This is a genomic window from Streptomyces boninensis, from assembly GCF_048572725.1.
GTDB lineage: Bacteria > Actinomycetota > Actinomycetes > Streptomycetales > Streptomycetaceae > Streptomyces > Streptomyces boninensis.
The window spans coordinates 2723543-2741643 of sequence record NZ_CP183837.1 but is presented as its reverse complement, the minus strand read 5'-3'; the positions used below and the strand labels follow the sequence as shown (position 1 = coordinate 2741643).

Below are 18101 nucleotides of genomic sequence, written 5' to 3'. Positions count from 1 at the left end.
GGGTTCAGAACACCCCCAGGCCCTGCGCGACCAGGATGGCCGTGAGGGCGAGGGCGGCGACGGCGGCCTCGACGGCCAGGCGCCTGCTCATCGCGGGGTCACCTCCTCGTACACGCCGAGCGCGATGCTGGTGAAGTTGTCGAGGGAGTCGGTGCCCGCGGCGAAGTAGCCGTCATGGCCCTTCGCGCCCTTCGCCGAGATGTCCTTCGCGCCGAAGCCCGCCCCTACCGGGTCGGAGCCGTGGCCGAGGCCGGCGAGGGAGACGTTCGGGATCCGGCCGATCCAGTCGGAGTCGTTACGGGCCGCCCACACCTGGGCGTGGGCGTGCAGGTCGGCGGCGGTGTCGGCGCGCATGCCCGGGGAGGCGAAGGCGACGATGTCGTCGGCGTCCTTGGGGGCCAGGCCGGCGGCGGCCTTGCCGCAGACGACGGAGCCGTAGCTGTGGCAGAGCAGCGCGGGCGGGTCGGCCGGGTCGGTGGTCGCGGTGAGGCCCTTCATGAAACTGATGAGGCGCGGCGCGCCCGCGTCCGCGAGCCGGCCGGTGGCGGCGTCGACGCCGAGGCCCTCGGGGGTGGTGTAGCCGGCCCAGACGACGACGGCGCTGTCCGGGGCCCGGTGTGCCATCGACTTCTGCAGGGCGGCGCCCTGCTTGTGGGCGTTGTGGTAGCCGCGCAGGTCGGTGTCGGACCCGGGGACGAGGACCGCGATGTGCTCGGCCTTGTCCAGATCACCGAAGACCTCGGCGATCTGCCCGCGCCCACGCGGGTCCATGGCGAGCACCTGCCGCTCCTCCAGGCGCTCCAGCTCGCCGTCGCGGGAGTCGAAGAGCGACTGGTGGTTGGCGGCGAGGCGGAGCTTCACCGGGGCGCCGTCGAGATTGCCGACGGTCGCAGGGTGGTCGGCGGCCAGCTTGCGCTGCTCGGCGGGGGAGAGGCCGTCGAAGTAGCGTGCCACCTGCGCGGGCGTGGAGGTCGCGGGGTCGAGCCCGGTCGCCTTGGCGAAGGCGGCGGAGCCGGGCGGCGGCCCGGTCATCGCCGGCTGCGACCCGGCCGCGAAACCCGCGGTGCCGGCGACGGCGGCAACACCGACGGCGGCAGAGATCAGCGTGCGCTTGAGGCGGCGGGGCTGCATGACGGTGTCTCCCTCGGTTCGGCGACGAGCTCTCTCGTCGTTCGAGGGAAGAGTGGGGTGACGATGGGTGGACGAACGTCAGACCGTGGCGCCAACCCGAAGGTCATACCTGGGTAGGGGGTGTATCAGGTACCGGGGTAGGGCGCCGTCACCGCCGCCCAGGCCTACGCCTCCCCCGGCGCCACCAGCCCCGACTCGTACGCGAAGACCACCGCCTGCGCCCGATCCCGCAGGTCCAGCTTGTGCAGCACCCGCCCAATGTGGGTCTTCACCGTCTGCTCGGCCAGCACCAGCTTCTCCGCGATCTCCGCATTCGACAGCCCCCTCGCGATCAGCTCCAGCACCTCCGTCTCCCGCGGCGTCAGCGCATTCAGCTGCAGCGACGGCTCCCCGCGCCGCGGCTGGCGGCGCTGCGTGGCGAAGTCCGCGATCAGCCGGCGGGTCACCGACGGAGCCAGCAGCGCGTCGCCCGCGGCGACGACCCGTACCGCCGAGATCAGGTCCGCAGGCGGGGCGTCCTTCAGCAGGAAGCCGCTGGCGCCCGCGCGCAGCGCCTCGTACACGTAGTCGTCGACGTCGAAGGTGGTCAGCATCAGCACCTTCGGGCGGTGGGTGACCCCGGGCGGCGGGTTGAGCAGCTGCCGGGCCGCCTCCAGGCCGTCCATCTCGGGCATCCGGACGTCCATCAGCACCACATCCGGATGCGCCCGGCGCCCCAGATCCACGCCCTCCACGCCATTGACCGCCTCGCCGACCACATCTATGTCGGTCTGCGCCGCCAGCAGCGCGGCGAAGCCGGCCCGCACCATGGCCTGGTCGTCGACGATGATCACCCGGATCGTCATGGTCCCCCTTCAGTCCCTTCCTCGCGTACCGGCGGCACCTCGCTCATCGGCAGCCGCGCCGCCACCCGGAAGCCGCCATCGGGCAGCGGACCGGTGTCCAGGTCGCCGCCCACCAGCCGCACCCGCTCGCGCATCCCGACCAGGCCGTGGCCCGTGCTCTCCGAGTCCTCCAGCGGCTCCACGGGCCGCGCGGCCGGGCCATTGACGATCAAGACGCTCAGCCGGTCGTCCCTGCCTGACACGGACACGTCGGTACGCGCCCCGGGTGCGTGTCGCACCACATTGGCGAGGGCCTCCTGCACGATCCGGTACGCGGAAAGACCCACCGCCTGCGGCAGCTCGGGCAGCGGGTCCGGCAGCGACAGCTCGACCGGCACCCCGGCCCGTACCGTCGACTCCACCAGCCCGGGCACCGCCTCAAGGCCGGGCTGCGGCTCGCGTTCGCCGCCGTTGTCCGCGCTGCGCAGCACGCCCAGCAGCCGGCGCATTTCGGCGAGCGAGGTGCGGGCGGTGTTGGCGATGGTCTCGAATTCCTCCTGCGCCGACTCCGGCAGGCCGCCGATCCGGTACGGGGCGCTGTCCGCCTGCACCGTGATCACGGACATGTGGTGGGCGACCACGTCGTGCAGCTCGCGGGCGATGCGGGCGCGCTCCTCCAGGAGGGTGCGCTGGGCCCGTTCGGCGTCGCTGAGCTGCTTCTGCTCGGAGAGCTTGCGCTGGGCCTCGCCGCGCTCGCGCAGCGCGCCGCCGAGGATGAGGACGGCGCCGGTGAGGATGAAGAGCAGGAGGTTGCTGCCGTCGCTGTACTTGGGCCGGATCTGCCCGAGCGCCAGCCCGGCGAAGCCGGTGACCAGCCACACCCCGACGAGGGTGCGGCGATTGTGCCGCAGGCCGATGGCCAGGGCGAGGAGCAGATAGCCGACTATGTACGCGGGCGGCCAGGGCCAGGAGCGGTTCAGCAGCTCGTCGCGGCCAGGAGCGGACAGCATGGTCATCAGGAACAGCGCCCCGGCCACCCCGCCCGCGAGCGAGATCCACCAGGCCTGCAGCGGCCGGGTGACGGCGAGCAGCAGCGGCACGATCTGCGCGGTCGCCAGCGCGCCGGACAGCGGCCCGTCCAGGCCGTAGTCGTTGGTGAGCACCTGGATGGTGACGGGCACGAGGATCGCGACCCCGATGAGCGCGAGCAGATACGGCGCCCGCCGCCACCGCCGGCTCTTCGCACCGGCCAGCAGCGGCGTCGCCGGATACACGGGCGTCACCAGCGCCCGCCCGAGGGCACGCACCTCCCGCACAGCGGCACGGGCCAAGCCCAGATCGGCGGTCTCCATCGCGGATCAAGGGTAGCCGTGCGGGAGTCAGAGCTCCGCCAGCAGCTCCGCCTTCTTCGCGCTGAATTCGTCGTCCGTGAGCAGGCCCGTGCGGTGCAGCTCCCCGAGGTGCCGGATCCGCTCCGCGATGTCCGCCGGGTCCGGGCGCAGGGACCCGGAGCCGGCCGGCAAGGCCGCGGGGACGGTGCCGCGCATGGCCTCCAGCACCGCCGCCGCGAAGGGCAGCGACTCGTGGACGAGGCCGTACCCGAGGCCGAAGACCACCGACGCCGGATCCTGGTCGGCGGCCGCGTCCCCGGACCCCACCGCGCCCGCGCCGCCGCGCGAGCGCAGCCGCAGATGCCCGCCGAGCGCCTCAGGGGAGCGCCACTCGACGCCCTCCAGCTCGTCCACGGGGAAGGTCTGGTCCCCGGCCTTCCACTTCGCCGACGAGGCGCCGGTCCAGAACCATCTGAACGTCACCGTCTTGCCGTCGAAAGAGGCCTTGCCGTCGTAAGCCTTGAAGTTCAGTGGCGGCGCCGGAGCTGCCACCTGATACTCCGGCGCCGGTTGGTCAGCCGCTGGATCGAGGACCCCCCGAAGCTCGTCCCGGTAGTACTCCGCGAGGGTCTCCCGGGCCCCCGGCAGCACCAGCCGGTACGGATCGCAGGACTCCTTCAACTGCCCGTCCGCCGCGTCCATCAGTGGATCGGCCCCCGGCCGCGGGGTCAGCCGCAGCGCGACCGTGCCGCGCTTTCCCGGGGCCAGATCGACCGCCGAGAGTGCGGCAAAGGGTATGCGGCGCTCGCCGAGCGCCTGCAGCAGCCTGGGTGTCCGGATCCCCCGTTCGTAGCGGATGAGCACAGAGTCCGTATCGAACTCCCAGGCGGCGTGTAGACCGTCCAGTACATCACCCATGCGGGCCATCGTAGGCGCCACTTGTCCGCTCGTCCCCCTCTGTGCGTGCGCGCCGGTTACGCGCGTTGTGTCCCTCGCTGTTCGCTCATCACCGCAGGTCCAGCGGAGCGGAGCAGTCCGCATCGGTGCCGTCGCACGTCACCGCCGGATAGCCGCCGGTGCCGATGGCGGCGAAGTTGGCCAGGCTCGCCGTGCCCTTGCGGAAGTACTCGGCGTGCCCGTGCGTCCCGTCCGCCGAGATCCGCCGCGCGCCGAAGGCCTTGGCGACGGGGTCGGAGCCGTGCCCGAGCCCGGCCACCTCCAGGTGCGGTACGTCCTGGATCCAGTCGGTCGCGCCGCGCGCCGCCCACACCCGGGCGTCGGTGTGCAGTTCCCGCGCGGTGTCCACCCGCATCCCCGGGCTGCCGGCCACCGCGATGTCGGTGACCCGGTCGGGCAGCTTCGGGGCGGCCACGCCGCAGACGACGGAGCCGTACGAATGGCAGAACAGGGCCGTGTCCGCGCTGCCCGGCAGCCCCGCCACCAGGTCCCGCAGCCGGTCCGCGCCGTCCGCGGCCAGCGGCTCGGTGGCGGCGTCCACGCCGAGGCCCTCGGGCGTCGTGTAGTCGGCCCAGGCGATCACCGCGGTGTGGGTGCCGGGGGCCTTCGCCCGCTCGGCGTTGTACAGGTCCCGGGCCATGCCCGCGGGGGCCGCGTACGGCTTCCACGGCTTGTCGTACGTGGACAGGTCGGTGTCCACGCCCGGCACCACCACCGACACCCGCTGGGCGGTGTCCAGGTCGCCGAGGACCTCCGCCACCCGGCCGCGGCCGGTCGGATCGAAGGCGAGCACCTGGCGGCCCTCGCGCAGCAGCCCGTCGATCCGCTTGAGCCGCTGCTTGGCTTCCGTACGGCCCTCGGGGGAGAGCCGCCCGTCGTGGATACGGGCCCGCTCGGCCTCGCGTGCCTTGGTCATGGCGACGCGGTTGGCCTGGTAGCGCAGCTCGACGGGGGCGCCGTTGAGATTGCCCACGACGTACGGGAAACGCTCCGCGAGCCGCTCGGACTGCGGCCCGTCGAGCCCGCGGAAGAAGCCGCCGACCGCGTCGGGCGCCGCCTGCGGCGACGGCAGGTCGCGCCCGGCGACCTTGGCATCGCCCCACTTGGCGAGCTCGGCCGCCTGCGGGCTGCGCAGCACCTGGTTGGCGCGGGCCGCGGTCCAGCCGGAGGTGGCGAAGAGCCCGACGACCACCGCGATGACGAGCACGGCTCGGCGCACGGTGGAAGCGGTGGTTTTGGAGCGGAACTCCGCGAAGGCAATCACTGGAGGGAAACCCTAGGGGACATCGGGTGCGAGTGAGGGGTGAGCCAGGTCACGTATGACCGGGCTCACCCCTCCCGTACAGCAATTGGGCTTACGCGTCCCCTCCGGCCGCGCCCGGGTCGGCCGCGCTGACGTCCAGGAGCTGATAGCGGTCGATCGCCTGCTTCAGCACCGAGCGGTCGACCTTGCCCTCATTGGCCAGCTCGGTCAGGACGCCGACCACGATCGACGGGGCGTCGATGTGGAAGAAGCGGCGGGCGGCGCCGCGGGTGTCGGCGAAGCCGAAGCCGTCCGCGCCCAGGGACTGGTAGGTGCCGGGGACCCAGCGGGCGATCTGGTCGGGGACCGAGCGCATCCAGTCGGAGACGGCGACCTTCGGGCCCTGCGCGTCGGCCAGCTTCGTGGTGACGTACGGGACGCGCTGCTCCTCCTCCGGGTGCAGCAGGTTGTGCCGCTCGACGTCCACGGCCTCGCGGCGCAGCTCGTTCCACGACGTGGCGGACCACACATCCGCCTTGACGCCCCACTCGTCGGCGAGGATCTGCTGCGCCTCGAGGGCCCAGGGGACCGCCACGCCGGACGCGAGGATCTGCGCCGGTACGGACCCGGTCTGGCCCTCGCTGAGCTTGTACAGGCCCTTGAGGATGCCCTCGGCGTCGACGTTCTCCGGCTCGGCCGGGTGCACGATCGGCTCGTTGTAGACCGTCAGGTAGTAGAAGACGTCCTCGCCGTGCGGGTGCTCGGGCGAGGAGCCGTACATGCGGCGGAGGCCGTCCTTGACGATGTGGGCGATCTCGTAGCCGTACGCCGGGTCGTACGCGACCGCCGCCGGGTTCGTCGAGGCCAGCAGCTGCGAATGCCCGTCGGCGTGCTGCAGGCCCTCGCCGGTCAGGGTCGTACGGCCCGCGGTGGCGCCGATGACGAAGCCGCGGGACAGCTGGTCGGCCATCGCCCAGAACTGGTCGCCGGTGCGCTGGAAGCCGAACATCGAGTAGAAGACATAGACCGGGATCAGCGGCTCGCCGTGGGTGGAGTAGGCGGATCCGGCGGCGGTGAGGGCGGCCGTGCAGCCCGCCTCCGTGATGCCGTCGTGGATCAGCTGGCCGGTCGGCGACTCCTTGTAGGCGAGGAGCAGCTCGCGGTCCACGGACTCGTAGCTCTGGCCCAGCGGGTTGTAAATCTTGGCGCTCGGGAAGAACGAGTCCATGCCGAAGGTCCGGTACTCGTCGGGCGCGATCGGCACGAAGCGCTTGCCGATCTCCTTGTCCCGCATCAGGTCCTTGAGCAGCCGCACGAAGGCCATGGTGGTGGCGATCGCCTGCTGCCCGGAGCCCTTCTTCACGGGCGCGTAGGCCTTCTCGTCGGGCAGCGTGAGCGGCTTGCTGCGCACCACCCGCGTCGGTACGTACCCGTCCAGCTGCTTGCGCTGGTCGTGCATGTACTGGATCTCTTCGGAATTGCGGCCCGGGTGGTAGTACGGCGGCACGCCGTCCTCGAGGTCCTTGTCCGGGATCGGCAGGTGCAGCCGGTCGCGGAAGCGCTTGAGGTCGTCGACCGTGAGCTTCTTCATCTGGTGGGTCGCGTTGCGGCCCTCGAAGTTCGGGCCGAGCGTCCAGCCCTTGACCGTCTGGGCGAGGATGACGGTCGGCTGGCCCTTGTGCTCCACGGCGGCCTTGAAGGCGGCGTAGACCTTCTTGTGGTCGTGGCCGCCGCGGCCCAGGTGCAGCAGCTGGTCGTCCGTAAGCCCCTCGGCCATCTTGCGCAGCCGGACGTCGTCGCCGAAGAAGTGCTCGCGGATGTAGTCGCCGGTCTCGGTGGCGTACGTCTGGAACTGGCCGTCCGGGGTGGTGTTCATCTTGTTGACCAGCACGCCGTCGCGGTCCTGGGCCAGCAGCGGGTCCCAGGAGCGGTCCCAGATGAGCTTGATGACATTCCAGCCGGCGCCGCGGAAGTACGACTCCAGCTCCTGGATGATCTTGCCATTGCCGCGCACCGGCCCGTCGAGGCGCTGCAGGTTGCAGTTCACGACGAAGGTGAGGTTGTCCAGGCCCTCGCGGGCGGGGAGGGAGAGCTGGCCGAGCGACTCGGGCTCGTCCATCTCGCCGTCGCCGAGGAAGGCCCAGACGTGGGACTTCGAGGTGTCGGCGATGCCGCGGGCTTCCATGTAGCGGTTGATGCGCGCCTGGTGGATGGCGCCGAGCGGGCCGAGGCCCATGGAGACGGTGGGGAACTCCCAGAAGTCCGGCATGTTCCGCGGGTGCGGGTAGCTGGACAGCCCGTTCGGGGCCTTGGAGTGCTCCTGCCGGAAGCCGTCCAGCTGGGCCTCGCTGAGGCGGTCGAGCAGGAAGGCGCGGGCGTAGATGCCGGGGGAGGCGTGGCCCTGGAAATAGACCTGGTCGCCGCCGTCGCCGGCGTCCTTGCCGCGGAAGAAGTGGTTGAAGCCCACGTCGTAGAGGGACGCGGAGGAGGCGAAGGTGGCGATGTGGCCGCCGACGCCGATGCCGGGCCGCTGGGCGCGGGAGACCATGACGGCGGCGTTCCAGCGGGTCGCGTTGAGGACCTTGCGCTCGATCTCCTCATTGCCCGGGAAGAACGGCTCGTCCTTGGTGGCGATGGTGTTGACGTAGTCCGTCGACCGCATCTCGGGGACGGCCACGCGCTTCTCGCGGGCCCGCTCGATCAGCCGCAGCATGAGATAGCGGGCGCGCTCGCGGCCGCGCTCGTCCACGGCCGCGTCGAGGGAGTCGAGCCACTCCTGGGTCTCTTCGGGATCAAAGTCCGGGACCTGGCTGGGCAGACCGCCAATGATGATCGGGTTGCGATCGGATCCGGAAGCCACGCTGTTCCTTCGCTTTTCGGTCGGGGCGGGTCGGTGCGGTGGGTACGCGCCGCCCGCGGGCGGCGCCCGCTATCGGGTACTGCCATCGTGTACTGCGGTGGCCGTTACGTCATCTCTACCGAGGGGTAACCCGGCGTCGGTCCAGCGGCCGTACACCCAAATCGCCACCCTACCTCCCAGGCCGGACGAGCCGGACGTGCGCCCGTTCGGCCCCTGACCGGGCGTTCGGGGACAAAATGCGTCCGATCCCCGCACCGCTTTGGCAGCAGAGGCGGGCAACGTCAACGTTTGGGCGGGATCGGCCGCCGGGTACTTGCGCGATTCGCGCTGCCCGTGTGGACTACGGCCAGTACCCGCACACGCGCGGGTGCTGACATGCACCTAAAACGAGCAGGAGGAAATCCGTGAGCGCGACCGCGGACCACGCGGAAAAGAGTCTGGCCGAACGGCTGGGCTTCAAGTCCGGACAGGTGGTCCAGGAGATCGGCTACGACGAAAGCGATGCCGATCAGGAGCTCCGCGATCAAGTCGAGGAGACCATCGGCCAGGCCCTCGTCGACGAGGACTATGACGATGTGGCCGACGCCGTGCTGCTCTGGTTCCGCGACGACGACGGCGATCTGACCGACTCGCTCGTGGACAACCTCCAGTACCTCGAGGAGGGCGGGCACATCGTGCTGCTCACGCCGAAGACCGGCCGTGAGGGGTACGTGGAGGCGAGCGAGATCAGCGAGGCGGTCAAGACCGCGGGCCTGACCTCGTCGAAGAGCGTCAGCGCGGGCAAGGACTGGACGGGCAGCCGGCTGGCGACCCCGAAGACCGCGAGGCGCTAGGCGCTGGGCCCTGCGCGTGGGCCGGGCGGGCGGCCAGGGGTACGCCGTCGGGTGCCAGACTGGGCGCATGTCACCCGCGATCCCGCCACGCACACCTCCGCCCGCCGTAGGCGAACCGGCCCCGGACTTCACGCTGCGTACCCAGCACGGGGAGCCGGTCCGCCTCGCGGACCTGCGCGGGGAGCGGCACACCGTCCTCGTGTTCTTCCCCTTCGCGTTCACCAGCGTCTGCACCGGCGAGCTGCGGGCGCTGCGCGACGCGCAGGCCCGGTTCGTGAACAACGACGTGCAGCTGCTCGCCGTCTCCTGCGACTCGATGCACGCGCTGCGGGTGTTCGCCGAGCAGGAGGGCATCGACTACCCGCTGCTGAGTGATTTCTGGCCGCACGGGAACGTATCCAACGCCTACGGAGTCTTCGATGATGAGAAGGGCTGCGCCGTGCGCGGCACCTTCGTCATCGACAAGACCGGCGTGATCCGCTGGGTCGTGGTCAACGATCTGCCGGACGCGCGGGACCTGAACGACTACGTTAAGGCGCTCGACAGCCTGTAACACTTCGGATTTGGGAGGACCCGTGGGAGTCAGTCTCAGCAAGGGCGGCAACGTCTCCTTGAGCAAGGAGGCACCTGGCCTCACCGCGGTGATCGTCGGTCTCGGCTGGGACGCCCGTACGACCACCGGCAATGACTTCGACCTGGACGCCAGCGCGCTGCTGACCGGCGCGGACGGCAAGGTCGTCTCCGACCAGCACTTCATCTTCTTCAACAACCTCAAGTCCCCGGACGGCTCCGTGGAGCACACCGGCGACAACCTCACGGGTGAGGGCGAGGGAGACGACGAGCAGGTCAAGGTCAATCTGGCGGGTGTGCCGGCGGACGTCGACAAGATCGTCTTCCCGGTGTCGATCTACGAGGCGGAGTCGCGCCAGCAGTCCTTCGGCCAGGTGCGCAATGCGTTCATCCGCGTCGTGAACCAGGCCGACAACAACGAAATCGCCCGCTACGACCTGAGCGAGGACGCCTCGACCGAGACCGCCATGGTCTTCGGCGAGCTGTACCGGAACGGCGCGGAGTGGAAGTTCCGTGCGGTGGGTCAGGGCTATGCGTCGGGGCTGCGCGGCATCGCGCAGGATTTCGGCGTCAACGTCTGAGCGGGTAGCAACCCGCGATCACAGCAGCGGTCGGCGCCTGCCCGGTGCCGCCTCCCCCGGGTTGTCCACAGGGGGAGGCGGCGCCGGGTCGTCGTTTGAGACGCTTGGCACGACTCGGATGGCAGCAGCATCCAGGAGGGGACAGCAGAAATGGGCGTAACACTGGCCAAGGGGGGCAATGTCTCCCTCTCCAAGGCGGCGCCGAACCTCACCCAGGTGATGGTCGGCCTCGGCTGGGACGCGCGCTCCACGACGGGCGCGGACTTCGACCTCGACGCGAGCGCGCTGCTCTGCGGCGCCGACGGCCGCGTCCTCGGCGACGAGTACTTCATCTTCTACAACAACCTCAAGTCCCCCGACGGCTCAGTGGAGCACACCGGGGACAACCTCACGGGTGAGGGCGAGGGCGACGACGAGTCGCTGATCCTCGACCTGCAGACCGTGCCCGCGGCGGTCCAGAAGATCGTCTTCCCGGTGTCGATCCACGATGCGGAGCTGCGCGGCCAGGCATTCGGCCAGGTCAGCAATGCCTTCATCCGCGTGGTGAACCAGGCGGACGGCGCCGAGCTCGCGCGCTACGACCTGAGTGAGGATGCCTCCACGGAGACTGCGATGATCTTCGGAGAGGTTTACCGGCGTGGCGATGAGTGGAAGTTCCGGGCTGTCGGACAGGGGTACGCGTCGGGTCTGCGCGGTATCGCTCTAGACTTCGGCGTCAACGTTGCTTAAAGCTCGGGCAAAACTGCCGGCATAGATCGGATTGGACAGCAAGTGATCTGGAGAACGTTCGGCTGGTCCTTCGGCGTCACCGTCGCGGGCCTCGCCGCTGCCGCTTACTTCTGGGGCTGGCAGGGCTTCGCCGTCGTGGCGATCCTGTCGATCCTGGAGATCTCGCTGTCGTTCGACAACGCGGTGGTCAATGCCGGCGTGCTGAAGAAGATGAACGCCTTCTGGCAGAAGATCTTCCTCACCATCGGCATCCTCATCGCCGTCTTCGGCATGCGGCTGGTCTTCCCCGTGGTGATCGTGGCGGTCACGGCCAGCCTGAACCCGATCGACGCCGTGCAGCTGGCGATCGACAACCCCGACAAGTACGAGCAGCTGGTCACCGACGCGCATCCGGCGATCGCGGCGTTCGGCGGCATGTTCCTGCTGATGATCTTCCTTGAGTTCATCTTCGATGATCATGAGCACAAGTGGCTGACCTGGATCGAGAAGCCGCTGTCCCGCTTCGGCCGGATCGACGCCATCTCGGTCTGCATCGCCCTGATCGCGCTGCTCGTCTCGGCCACCACCATCGCCACCACCGCGGCTCAGCACGGCGGCGCGCATGTCGACAAGTCCGGCACCGTCATGCTGGCCGGCATCGCCGGCCTGATCACGTATCTGATCGTCGGCGGGCTCTCCAGCCACTTCGAGCACAAGATCGAGGAGGATGAGGAGCGCGAGCACGAGGAAGAGGAGGCCGCGAAGCGGGCCGGGAAGCAGCCGACCGTGGTCGGGCTGGCCGGCAAGGCGGCGTTCTTCATGTTCCTCTACCTCGAGGTGCTGGACGCGTCGTTCTCCTTCGACGGCGTCATCGGCGCCTTCGCCATCACGAACCACATCTTCTGGATGGCGCTCGGCCTCGGCATCGGCGCGATGTACGTCCGGTCGCTCACGGTCTACCTGGTCCGCGAGGGCACCCTCGATGACTACGTCTACCTGGAGCACGGCGCGCACTACGCGATCGGCGCCCTCGCCGTCCTGCTGATGGTCACCATCAAGTGGCACATCCACGAGGTCATCACCGGCCTCATCGGCGTGGGCCTGATCGCCGCGTCCTTCTACTCCTCGGTGCGGCGCAATCGCCGCATCGCCGCGGAGGAGGGCGACGGCGAGGACCCTAAGGGCGAGAAGTCGGAGGTTGCTTCTGGCGTCCGCTGAGGAAGGCTAAGAGTGCGGGGCGGTTGCCGGAGACGTCCGGCGGCTGCCCCGCAGTCGTTCGCTGTTCAGGTGGGGTCAGGGGAGGGTGCGGGCCATGGGGTTCTGGGGAAACTGGCGGCGCGAAGGGGTGCGGCAGTTCGACAGCGTCGGCGCGTCGTATTCGGTGCAGCTCACCAAGCGCAATCCGGTGGTGTCGCTGGCCAAGCAGGACGCCGACCGCGGCCATCTGCGGGTGAACCTCTCCTGGCGGATGCGCTCGTCGGACGTCGACGACTTCACCACCCGGCGGCGGCGCTCCAGCGGCGGCGGGCTGCTGCGGCATCCGTCGAAGCTGTTCCGGCCCGAGATGCCCACCCCGCAGACCCAGGCGATGGTCAATGTCGACCTGGACCTGGCCTGCATGTACGAGCTCACCAGCGGCGCGCGCGGCGTGGTCCAGCCGCTCGGCAACTTCCTCGGCGACATCAACTCCCCGCCGTACGTGAAGCTCAGCGGCGACGACCGCTTCGGCTCGGGCTCCGGCGAGACGGTCTACATCAACATGGACCACAAGGACGAGTTCAAGCGCCTGCTCATCTTCGTCTACATCTACGACGGCACCCCCGCCTTCGACCGTACGCAAGCGATCGTCACGCTCTACCCGAGCTCGGGCCCGCGCGTCGAAATCCGCCTGGACGAACGGGCCCCGGAGGCCCGGTCCTGCGCGGTGGTGATGATCGAGAACAACAAGGGCGAGATCACGGTGCGACGGGAAGTGAAGTACGTGTACGGCTTCCAGTCGGAGTTGGACCGGTTGTATGGGTGGGGCTTGCAGTGGGGGCGCGGGTACAAGAGCCAGGTGTGAGCGCTGGCAGCCCTGGCCTCGACACCCGCTCCCGACTCTGCCTAAACCCTGCCCGCCGCCTCTTGGCGGCGCGGAGCGCCGCAGCAGCCGGGCCGCGGAGCGGCGCTAACGGCCGATGAACTGCGGGCCTTGGGGCGGGAGCGTAAACGCGGGCGGGTAGCCATACGCGGCTGCGGGCTGACGCGCGCCCGCAGCCGGCGCGGAAGCCGCAGCGCTCGCCGCAGGCGCAGACGCAGCCGCCGCCGGCTCACCGGCAGGCGACTCATCCACCGCCACCCCGAACTCCGTGGCGAGCCCGATCAACCCCGACTCGTACCCCTGCCCCAGCGCCCGGAACTTCCACTCACCCCCACGCCGGTAGAACTCCCCGCAGATCAGCGCCGACTCCGACCCGGTCTCCGGCGCGATATCGAAGTACGCGAACGGCTCCGCAGCCCCCGCCCCGGCAGGGGCGAGCGCATCATGCAGCTCCAGCCGCAGATCCTTCACCTGGCCAAAGGTCCCCGGATCATCCGGATCCGTGGACGCCGCCAGCACCAGCTGGTCGACGGACGCCGGCTGCCGGGCGAGCTGCGCCTCGACGGTGTCGGTGTACCGGTCCCCGTGCCGCTTCTTCGGCAGCTTGCGGGCAAGGCCCGAAGGGTGCCGGGGCTGGTTGTAGAAGACGAAGTCCTCGTCCGAGCGGACGGTGCCCTCATCGCCGATGAGCAGCAGCGAGGCGTCCACGTCGGGCACCCCCACGCCGGGTGTCCAGCGCAGCACGGCCCGTACGGCCGCGGCCTGCACGGTGAGGTTGGACCCTTTCGCCATCGCCTGCGTCATGGTCGTATCCTGCCCTCTCGCCCTGCTCAAGGACAACGCGGGGTTCCCCGAGCCGGCTCGGGACCGCAGGTCAATGTCGACAGGCGGTTACGAGGATTTCATCCGCGGGGGGAACGTTTCGGCCACTGCTGCTCGTACTCTTACCCGGCCGGGCTATGGCAAAGGGCCAGTAAAAAGGGGGAATGTATGCGGCACTTCGGGCACCTTGCTCCTGATATAAGGGCGGGTCTCTTTTACCGGGACCCGGTGGAATTCACCGCGGATTCGCCGGCCCGCACCCTGTCCTGCGCGCTCGGCGCCACGCTCTACACGCCCGCGACCCGGCCCTCCCTGGCCGCCGACATCGTGAAGCAGGCCGACCGCGGCGTGGTCTCGATGGTGCTGTGCCTGGAGGACGCGATAGCCGACGACGAGGTCGGCTCGGCCGAGGCCAACATCATCCGCCAGCTCACCACCCTCGCGGAGGACGAGCGGCGGGAGCTCCCCATGCTCTTCGTCCGCGTCCGCGAGCCGGAGCAGATCACCGGTCTGACCGCCCGCCTCGGCCCGGCGGTGCGGCTGCTGTCCGGATTTGTGCTGCCGAAGTTCACCGAGGCCAGGGGTGTGCCGTTCCTGGAGGCGCTGACCGCCGCGGAGGAGGCCAGCGGCCGCCGGCTCTTCGCGATGCCGGTCCTGGAGTCCCCCGAGCTGCTGCACCTGGAGACCCGGGCGGCGACGCTGGCCGGCGTCGCGGCGGTGGTGGACAAGTACCGCGAGCGGGTGCTCGCGCTGCGGCTCGGCGTGACGGACTTCGGGGCGGCGTACGGGCTGCGGCGCGCGCCGGACATCACGGCGTACGACGTCCAGCTGATCGCGTCGGTGATCGCGGACGTGGTGAATGTGCTGGGGCGGGCGGACGGCACCGGCTTCACGGTGACCGGCCCGGTGTGGGAGTACTTCCGCCCGTACGAGCGGATCTTCAAGCCGCAGCTGCGGCGGAGTCCCTTCGGGACCGGGCCGCTGGAGCAGTTCCGGGCCGCGCTGATCGAGCACGACATCGACGGGCTGCTGCGCGAGATCGAGCTCGACCGCGCGAACGGGCTGCAGGGCAAGACCTGCATCCACCCCAGCCATGTCGCGCCGGTGCATGCGCTGAGCGTGGTCAGCCACGAGGAGTTCCAGGACGCGACGGATATCTTGCGGCAGGAGGCGGAGGGCGGCGGCGTGCTGCGCTCCGCGTACACGAACAAGATGAACGAGGCCCGGCCGCACCAGGCCTGGGCGCGCCGCACACTGCAGCGGGCGGAGGTCTTCGGGGTCGCCCGGGAAGACGTGACCTTCGTGGAGCTGCTGACCGCGGGGCTGAAGGGGGTCGCGTGAGCGGCGGGAACGGGGTCGGGAACGTGAACGGGACCGGAAACTGGACCGGGGAGTGGGTCGCCGAGCGGCTCGGCGTCTCGCTGACGGGGTCGGCGGAGCTGCGGTCGCTGCTGGGGCTTGCGCTGCGGCGCAATCCGCGGCGGGCGCACCTGCTCGTATCGAATGTGCTCGGCAAGCATGTGCCGCAGGACCCGTCGGTCGTGTACGGGGCCGGGGTGCGGCTCGGGGAGGCCGTGCGATCCGCGCTGGGCGCGGAGGATGCGGGGCGGTCGGTGGTGCTCGGCTATGCCGAGACGGCGACCGGTCTCGGGCACGCCGCGGCTGACGGTCTGGGGGCGGCGGCGTATCTGCACTCCACGCGGCGGCGGGTGCCGGGCGTGCGGCAGGCGGGGGGCTTCGAGGAGGAGCACAGCCACGCGACGTCGCACCTGGTGCTGCCGGAGGATGCCGGGCTGCTTGCCGGGTGCGGGCCGCTGGTGCTCGTCGACGACGAGCTGTCCACGGGGCGGACGATCTGCAACACGATCGCCGCGTTGCAGGCGGCGTATGAGCGGGAGCGGTATGTCGTCGCGTCGCTGGTCGACCTGCGGTCGGCGGAGTCGCGGCAGGCGATGGAGAAGTTCGCGGCCGACCTCGGGGCGCGAGTCGACGTGGTCGCGCTGGCGAGCGGCGAGGTGTCGCTGCCTGAGGGGGTGCTTGCGCGCGGCCAGGCCCTGGTCGCCGAGGCGGACGCTCTCCCCACCCACCCGCCCGCTGAACTCGCTCGAGAGGGTGGGTCGGAGACTGAGGCGGCGCCGCCGGGACGGGCCGGTGCGGCGCGGCCGGGCGGGTCCGGCGCGTTGCGAGCGAGCGGGGCCGGGGCGGCGGGGGCTGATCGGTCGGAGACCGAAGCGGCGCGAGCCGGCGGGGCAGGGACCGGTGCGGCGGGGGCTGATCGGTCGGAGACCGAGGCGGCGCGAGCCGGCGGGGCAGGGACCGGTGTGGCGCGGGCTGATCGGTCGGAGACCGAGGCGGCGCGAGCCGGCGAGGTCGACCGCGAAGCGATACGTGTCGATCTCGGCTGGCCGGAAGGCCTCCCGGACGGCGGCCGCCACGGCTTCCTGCCGGAACATCGCGAACGGCTGGAGTCGGCCCTGCCGGAGATGGCGGTCCGGCTGGCCGAGAGCCTCGCGGGTACCAAGGCTGCGGGCGGTCGGGCCGCCCGAGGGGCGGCACCCGTCCCACCGGAAGCCGGACCGCAGGCCGCGTACGGGACCGGCGCCGAGGACGAGTCGCGCGCACACCGCGCGCATCGCGCCCTGCGCGTCCTCGTGCTCGGCACCGAAGAGCTCATGTACGCCCCCCTCCGCCTCGCCCGCGCCCTGCAGGCCCACCTGGGCGACCGTGCTGAGATACGTTTCTCCACCACCACCCGCTCGCCCGTCCTGGCCGTCGACGACCCGGGATACGCGATCCGTACCCGCCTCGCCTTCCCCTCCCACGACGCCCCCGACGACGGCCCCGGCGAGCGCTACGCCTACAACGTCGCCGCCCCCACCGGCGAAACCGGATTCGACGCGATCGTCGCCGTCACCGACACCCACGGCGACACCCCGGAGCTGCACGCCCAAGGCGGCCTCCTCGATCGCCTCGCCGCTCACACCCACCGACTGCTTCTCGCCGTCATCCCCTCGCACCGCCCCCTGCCGCAGGCACTGCGCGGGCCGGAGTTCTCCTCCTACGCCCCCGACGAAGTCGGCTGGCTGCTGAAGGACCTCTCCGATGTCACGCTCGAAGCCCCCACCGAGGAGCGCGAGGAGGCCATCCAGCAGGGCGGGGCGCACTACGCCGAGTCGCTGCCGGTGGAATACCAGCCGAGCCCCGCCTACCAGGCGCTCTTCCACAGCGCCCTCGAGGACTCCGCCCCTCGCATCGCCCACGCCGTCGCCACCGTCACCGAGACGGTTCTCGCCGAGCGGTCGAAGCGCCCCGTCCTCGTCTCGCTCGCCCGCGCGGGCACCCCCGTCGGCATCCTCATGCGCCGCTGGGCGCGGCACGCGCACGGGCTCGAACTCGCCCACTACGCCGTCTCCATCGTCCGCGGCCGCGGCATCGACGCCACCGCGCTCGACTGGCTGGCCCGGCACCACGACCCGGCCGACGTGGTCTTCGTCGACGGCTGGACCGGCAAGGGCGCGATCACCCGCGAGCTCGCCGAGGCGCTCGCCGGGCACCCCGGCTTCGACCCCCGCATCGCCGTCCTCGCCGACCCGGGCCGCTGCGTCGATACGTACGGCACCCGCGAGGACTTCCTCATCCCCTCCGCCTGCCTCAACTCCACCGTCTCCGGGCTCATTTCACGCACCGTCCTGCGCGCCGACCTGACCGGGCCTGGGGAGTTCCACGGCGCGAAGTTCTATCGCGAGCTGGCCGGCGCCGACCTCTCCGGCCACTTCCTCGACGCGATCTCCGCCCGCTTCCCCGACCCCGGGGACGTACGCCCCATGCCGGAGCCCGACTCCGCCGAGCGCAAGCCCACCTGGGAAGGCTGGGCGGCCGTCGAGCGGATCAGCGAGGCGTACGGGATCGGCAACGTCAATCTCGTCAAGCCCGGCGTCGGCGAGACGACCCGCGTGCTGCTCCGCCGCGTGCCTTGGAAGGTGCTGGTCAAGCGGGGTGCGGGCGTCGACGTCGAGCATGTGCGGCTGCTGGCGCGGCAGCGCGGGGTGCCGGTCGAGGAGGCCGACGGGCTGCCGTACACGTGCGTCGGGCTGATCCACCCCCAATACACGCGCGGCGCCACCGGCGCCGACGGAAAGGCCGCCGCCCAGTGAGCACCAC

The 18101-nt window shown here is 70.8% G+C and carries 15 protein-coding genes; 8 read left to right on the top strand and 7 right to left on the bottom strand.

From position 1 onward, the window contains the following. Positions 1-87 precede the first annotated feature (87 nt). The 6 genes from ACNNMR_RS12405 to aceE form a co-directional block, all read right to left on the bottom strand. Positions 88-1131, bottom strand: coding sequence for an alpha/beta hydrolase (locus ACNNMR_RS12405; protein ID WP_419994635.1), 1044 nt, complete (start codon positions 1129-1131; stop codon positions 88-90). A 164-nt stretch (positions 1132-1295) separates the two neighbouring features. Further along, positions 1296-1976 (bottom strand): response regulator, encoded by a 681-nt coding sequence (locus tag ACNNMR_RS12400; protein WP_419994634.1) that lies wholly within the window; start codon positions 1974-1976, stop codon positions 1296-1298. Next, positions 1973-3307 (bottom strand): sensor histidine kinase, encoded by a 1335-nt coding sequence (locus tag ACNNMR_RS12395; protein WP_419994633.1) that lies wholly within the window; start codon positions 3305-3307, stop codon positions 1973-1975. Before ACNNMR_RS12395 ends, ACNNMR_RS12400 begins: the two co-directional genes overlap by 4 nt. Positions 3308-3334: 27 nt before the next feature. Next, positions 3335-4204: a DUF4429 domain-containing protein gene (locus ACNNMR_RS12390; protein ID WP_419994632.1), complete on the bottom strand. Its 870-nt coding sequence runs from the start codon at positions 4202-4204 to the stop codon at positions 3335-3337. A gap of 88 nt (positions 4205-4292) precedes the next feature. Beyond that, the gene (locus ACNNMR_RS12385) at positions 4293-5462 is read right to left on the bottom strand and encodes an alpha/beta hydrolase (RefSeq protein ID WP_419994631.1); all 1170 of its coding nucleotides are present in this window, start codon (positions 5460-5462) and stop codon (positions 4293-4295) included. Between the two features lie 136 nt (positions 5463-5598). Then, positions 5599-8346, bottom strand: a complete 2748-nt coding sequence (gene aceE / locus ACNNMR_RS12380; RefSeq protein ID WP_419994630.1) for a pyruvate dehydrogenase (acetyl-transferring), homodimeric type — start codon at positions 8344-8346, stop codon at positions 5599-5601. 404 nt (positions 8347-8750) lie between these two features. On the opposite strand from aceE, the gene ACNNMR_RS12375 reads away from it, so the two are divergent. The 6 genes from ACNNMR_RS12375 (at position 8751) to ACNNMR_RS12350 (ending at position 13100) form a co-directional block, all read left to right on the top strand. Further along, positions 8751-9179, top strand: a complete 429-nt coding sequence (locus ACNNMR_RS12375) for a DUF3052 domain-containing protein (RefSeq protein WP_419994629.1) — start codon at positions 8751-8753, stop codon at positions 9177-9179. A 67-nt stretch (positions 9180-9246) separates the two neighbouring features. Then, complete coding sequence (locus ACNNMR_RS12370) at positions 9247-9732, top strand: peroxiredoxin (protein WP_419994628.1); 486 nt, start codon at positions 9247-9249, stop codon at positions 9730-9732. A gap of 22 nt (positions 9733-9754) precedes the next feature. Next, positions 9755-10330 (top strand): TerD family protein, encoded by a 576-nt coding sequence (locus ACNNMR_RS12365; RefSeq protein WP_419994627.1) that lies wholly within the window; start codon positions 9755-9757, stop codon positions 10328-10330. 150 nt (positions 10331-10480) lie between these two features. Beyond that, positions 10481-11059, top strand: a complete 579-nt coding sequence (locus ACNNMR_RS12360; protein WP_419994626.1) for a TerD family protein — start codon at positions 10481-10483, stop codon at positions 11057-11059. Between the two features lie 42 nt (positions 11060-11101). Beyond that, positions 11102-12256 carry a DUF475 domain-containing protein gene (locus ACNNMR_RS12355; RefSeq protein ID WP_419994625.1) on the top strand — a complete coding sequence of 385 codons (1155 nt, stop codon included), beginning with the start codon at positions 11102-11104 and terminating at the stop codon, positions 12254-12256. Between the two features lie 94 nt (positions 12257-12350). Then, positions 12351-13100: a TerD family protein gene (locus ACNNMR_RS12350; RefSeq protein ID WP_419994624.1), complete on the top strand. Its 750-nt coding sequence runs from the start codon at positions 12351-12353 to the stop codon at positions 13098-13100. A 105-nt stretch (positions 13101-13205) separates the two neighbouring features. Here the strand turns inward: ACNNMR_RS12350 and ACNNMR_RS12345 are convergent, their stop codons facing one another. Then, complete coding sequence (locus ACNNMR_RS12345) at positions 13206-13922, bottom strand: TerD family protein (RefSeq protein ID WP_419994623.1); 717 nt, start codon at positions 13920-13922, stop codon at positions 13206-13208. 186 nt (positions 13923-14108) lie between these two features. On the opposite strand from ACNNMR_RS12345, the gene ACNNMR_RS12340 reads away from it, so the two are divergent. Together ACNNMR_RS12340 and ACNNMR_RS12335 are read left to right on the top strand one after the other, a co-directional pair. Then, entirely contained in the window at positions 14109-15281 is a 1173-nt protein-coding gene (locus ACNNMR_RS12340) for an HpcH/HpaI aldolase/citrate lyase family protein (protein WP_419994622.1), read from the top strand. A gap of 23 nt (positions 15282-15304) precedes the next feature. Beyond that, on the top strand, positions 15305-18094 hold the full coding sequence (locus tag ACNNMR_RS12335; protein WP_419994621.1) for a phosphoribosyltransferase: 2790 nt from the start codon (positions 15305-15307) through the stop codon (positions 18092-18094). The last annotated feature ends 7 nt before the right edge of the window (positions 18095-18101 follow it).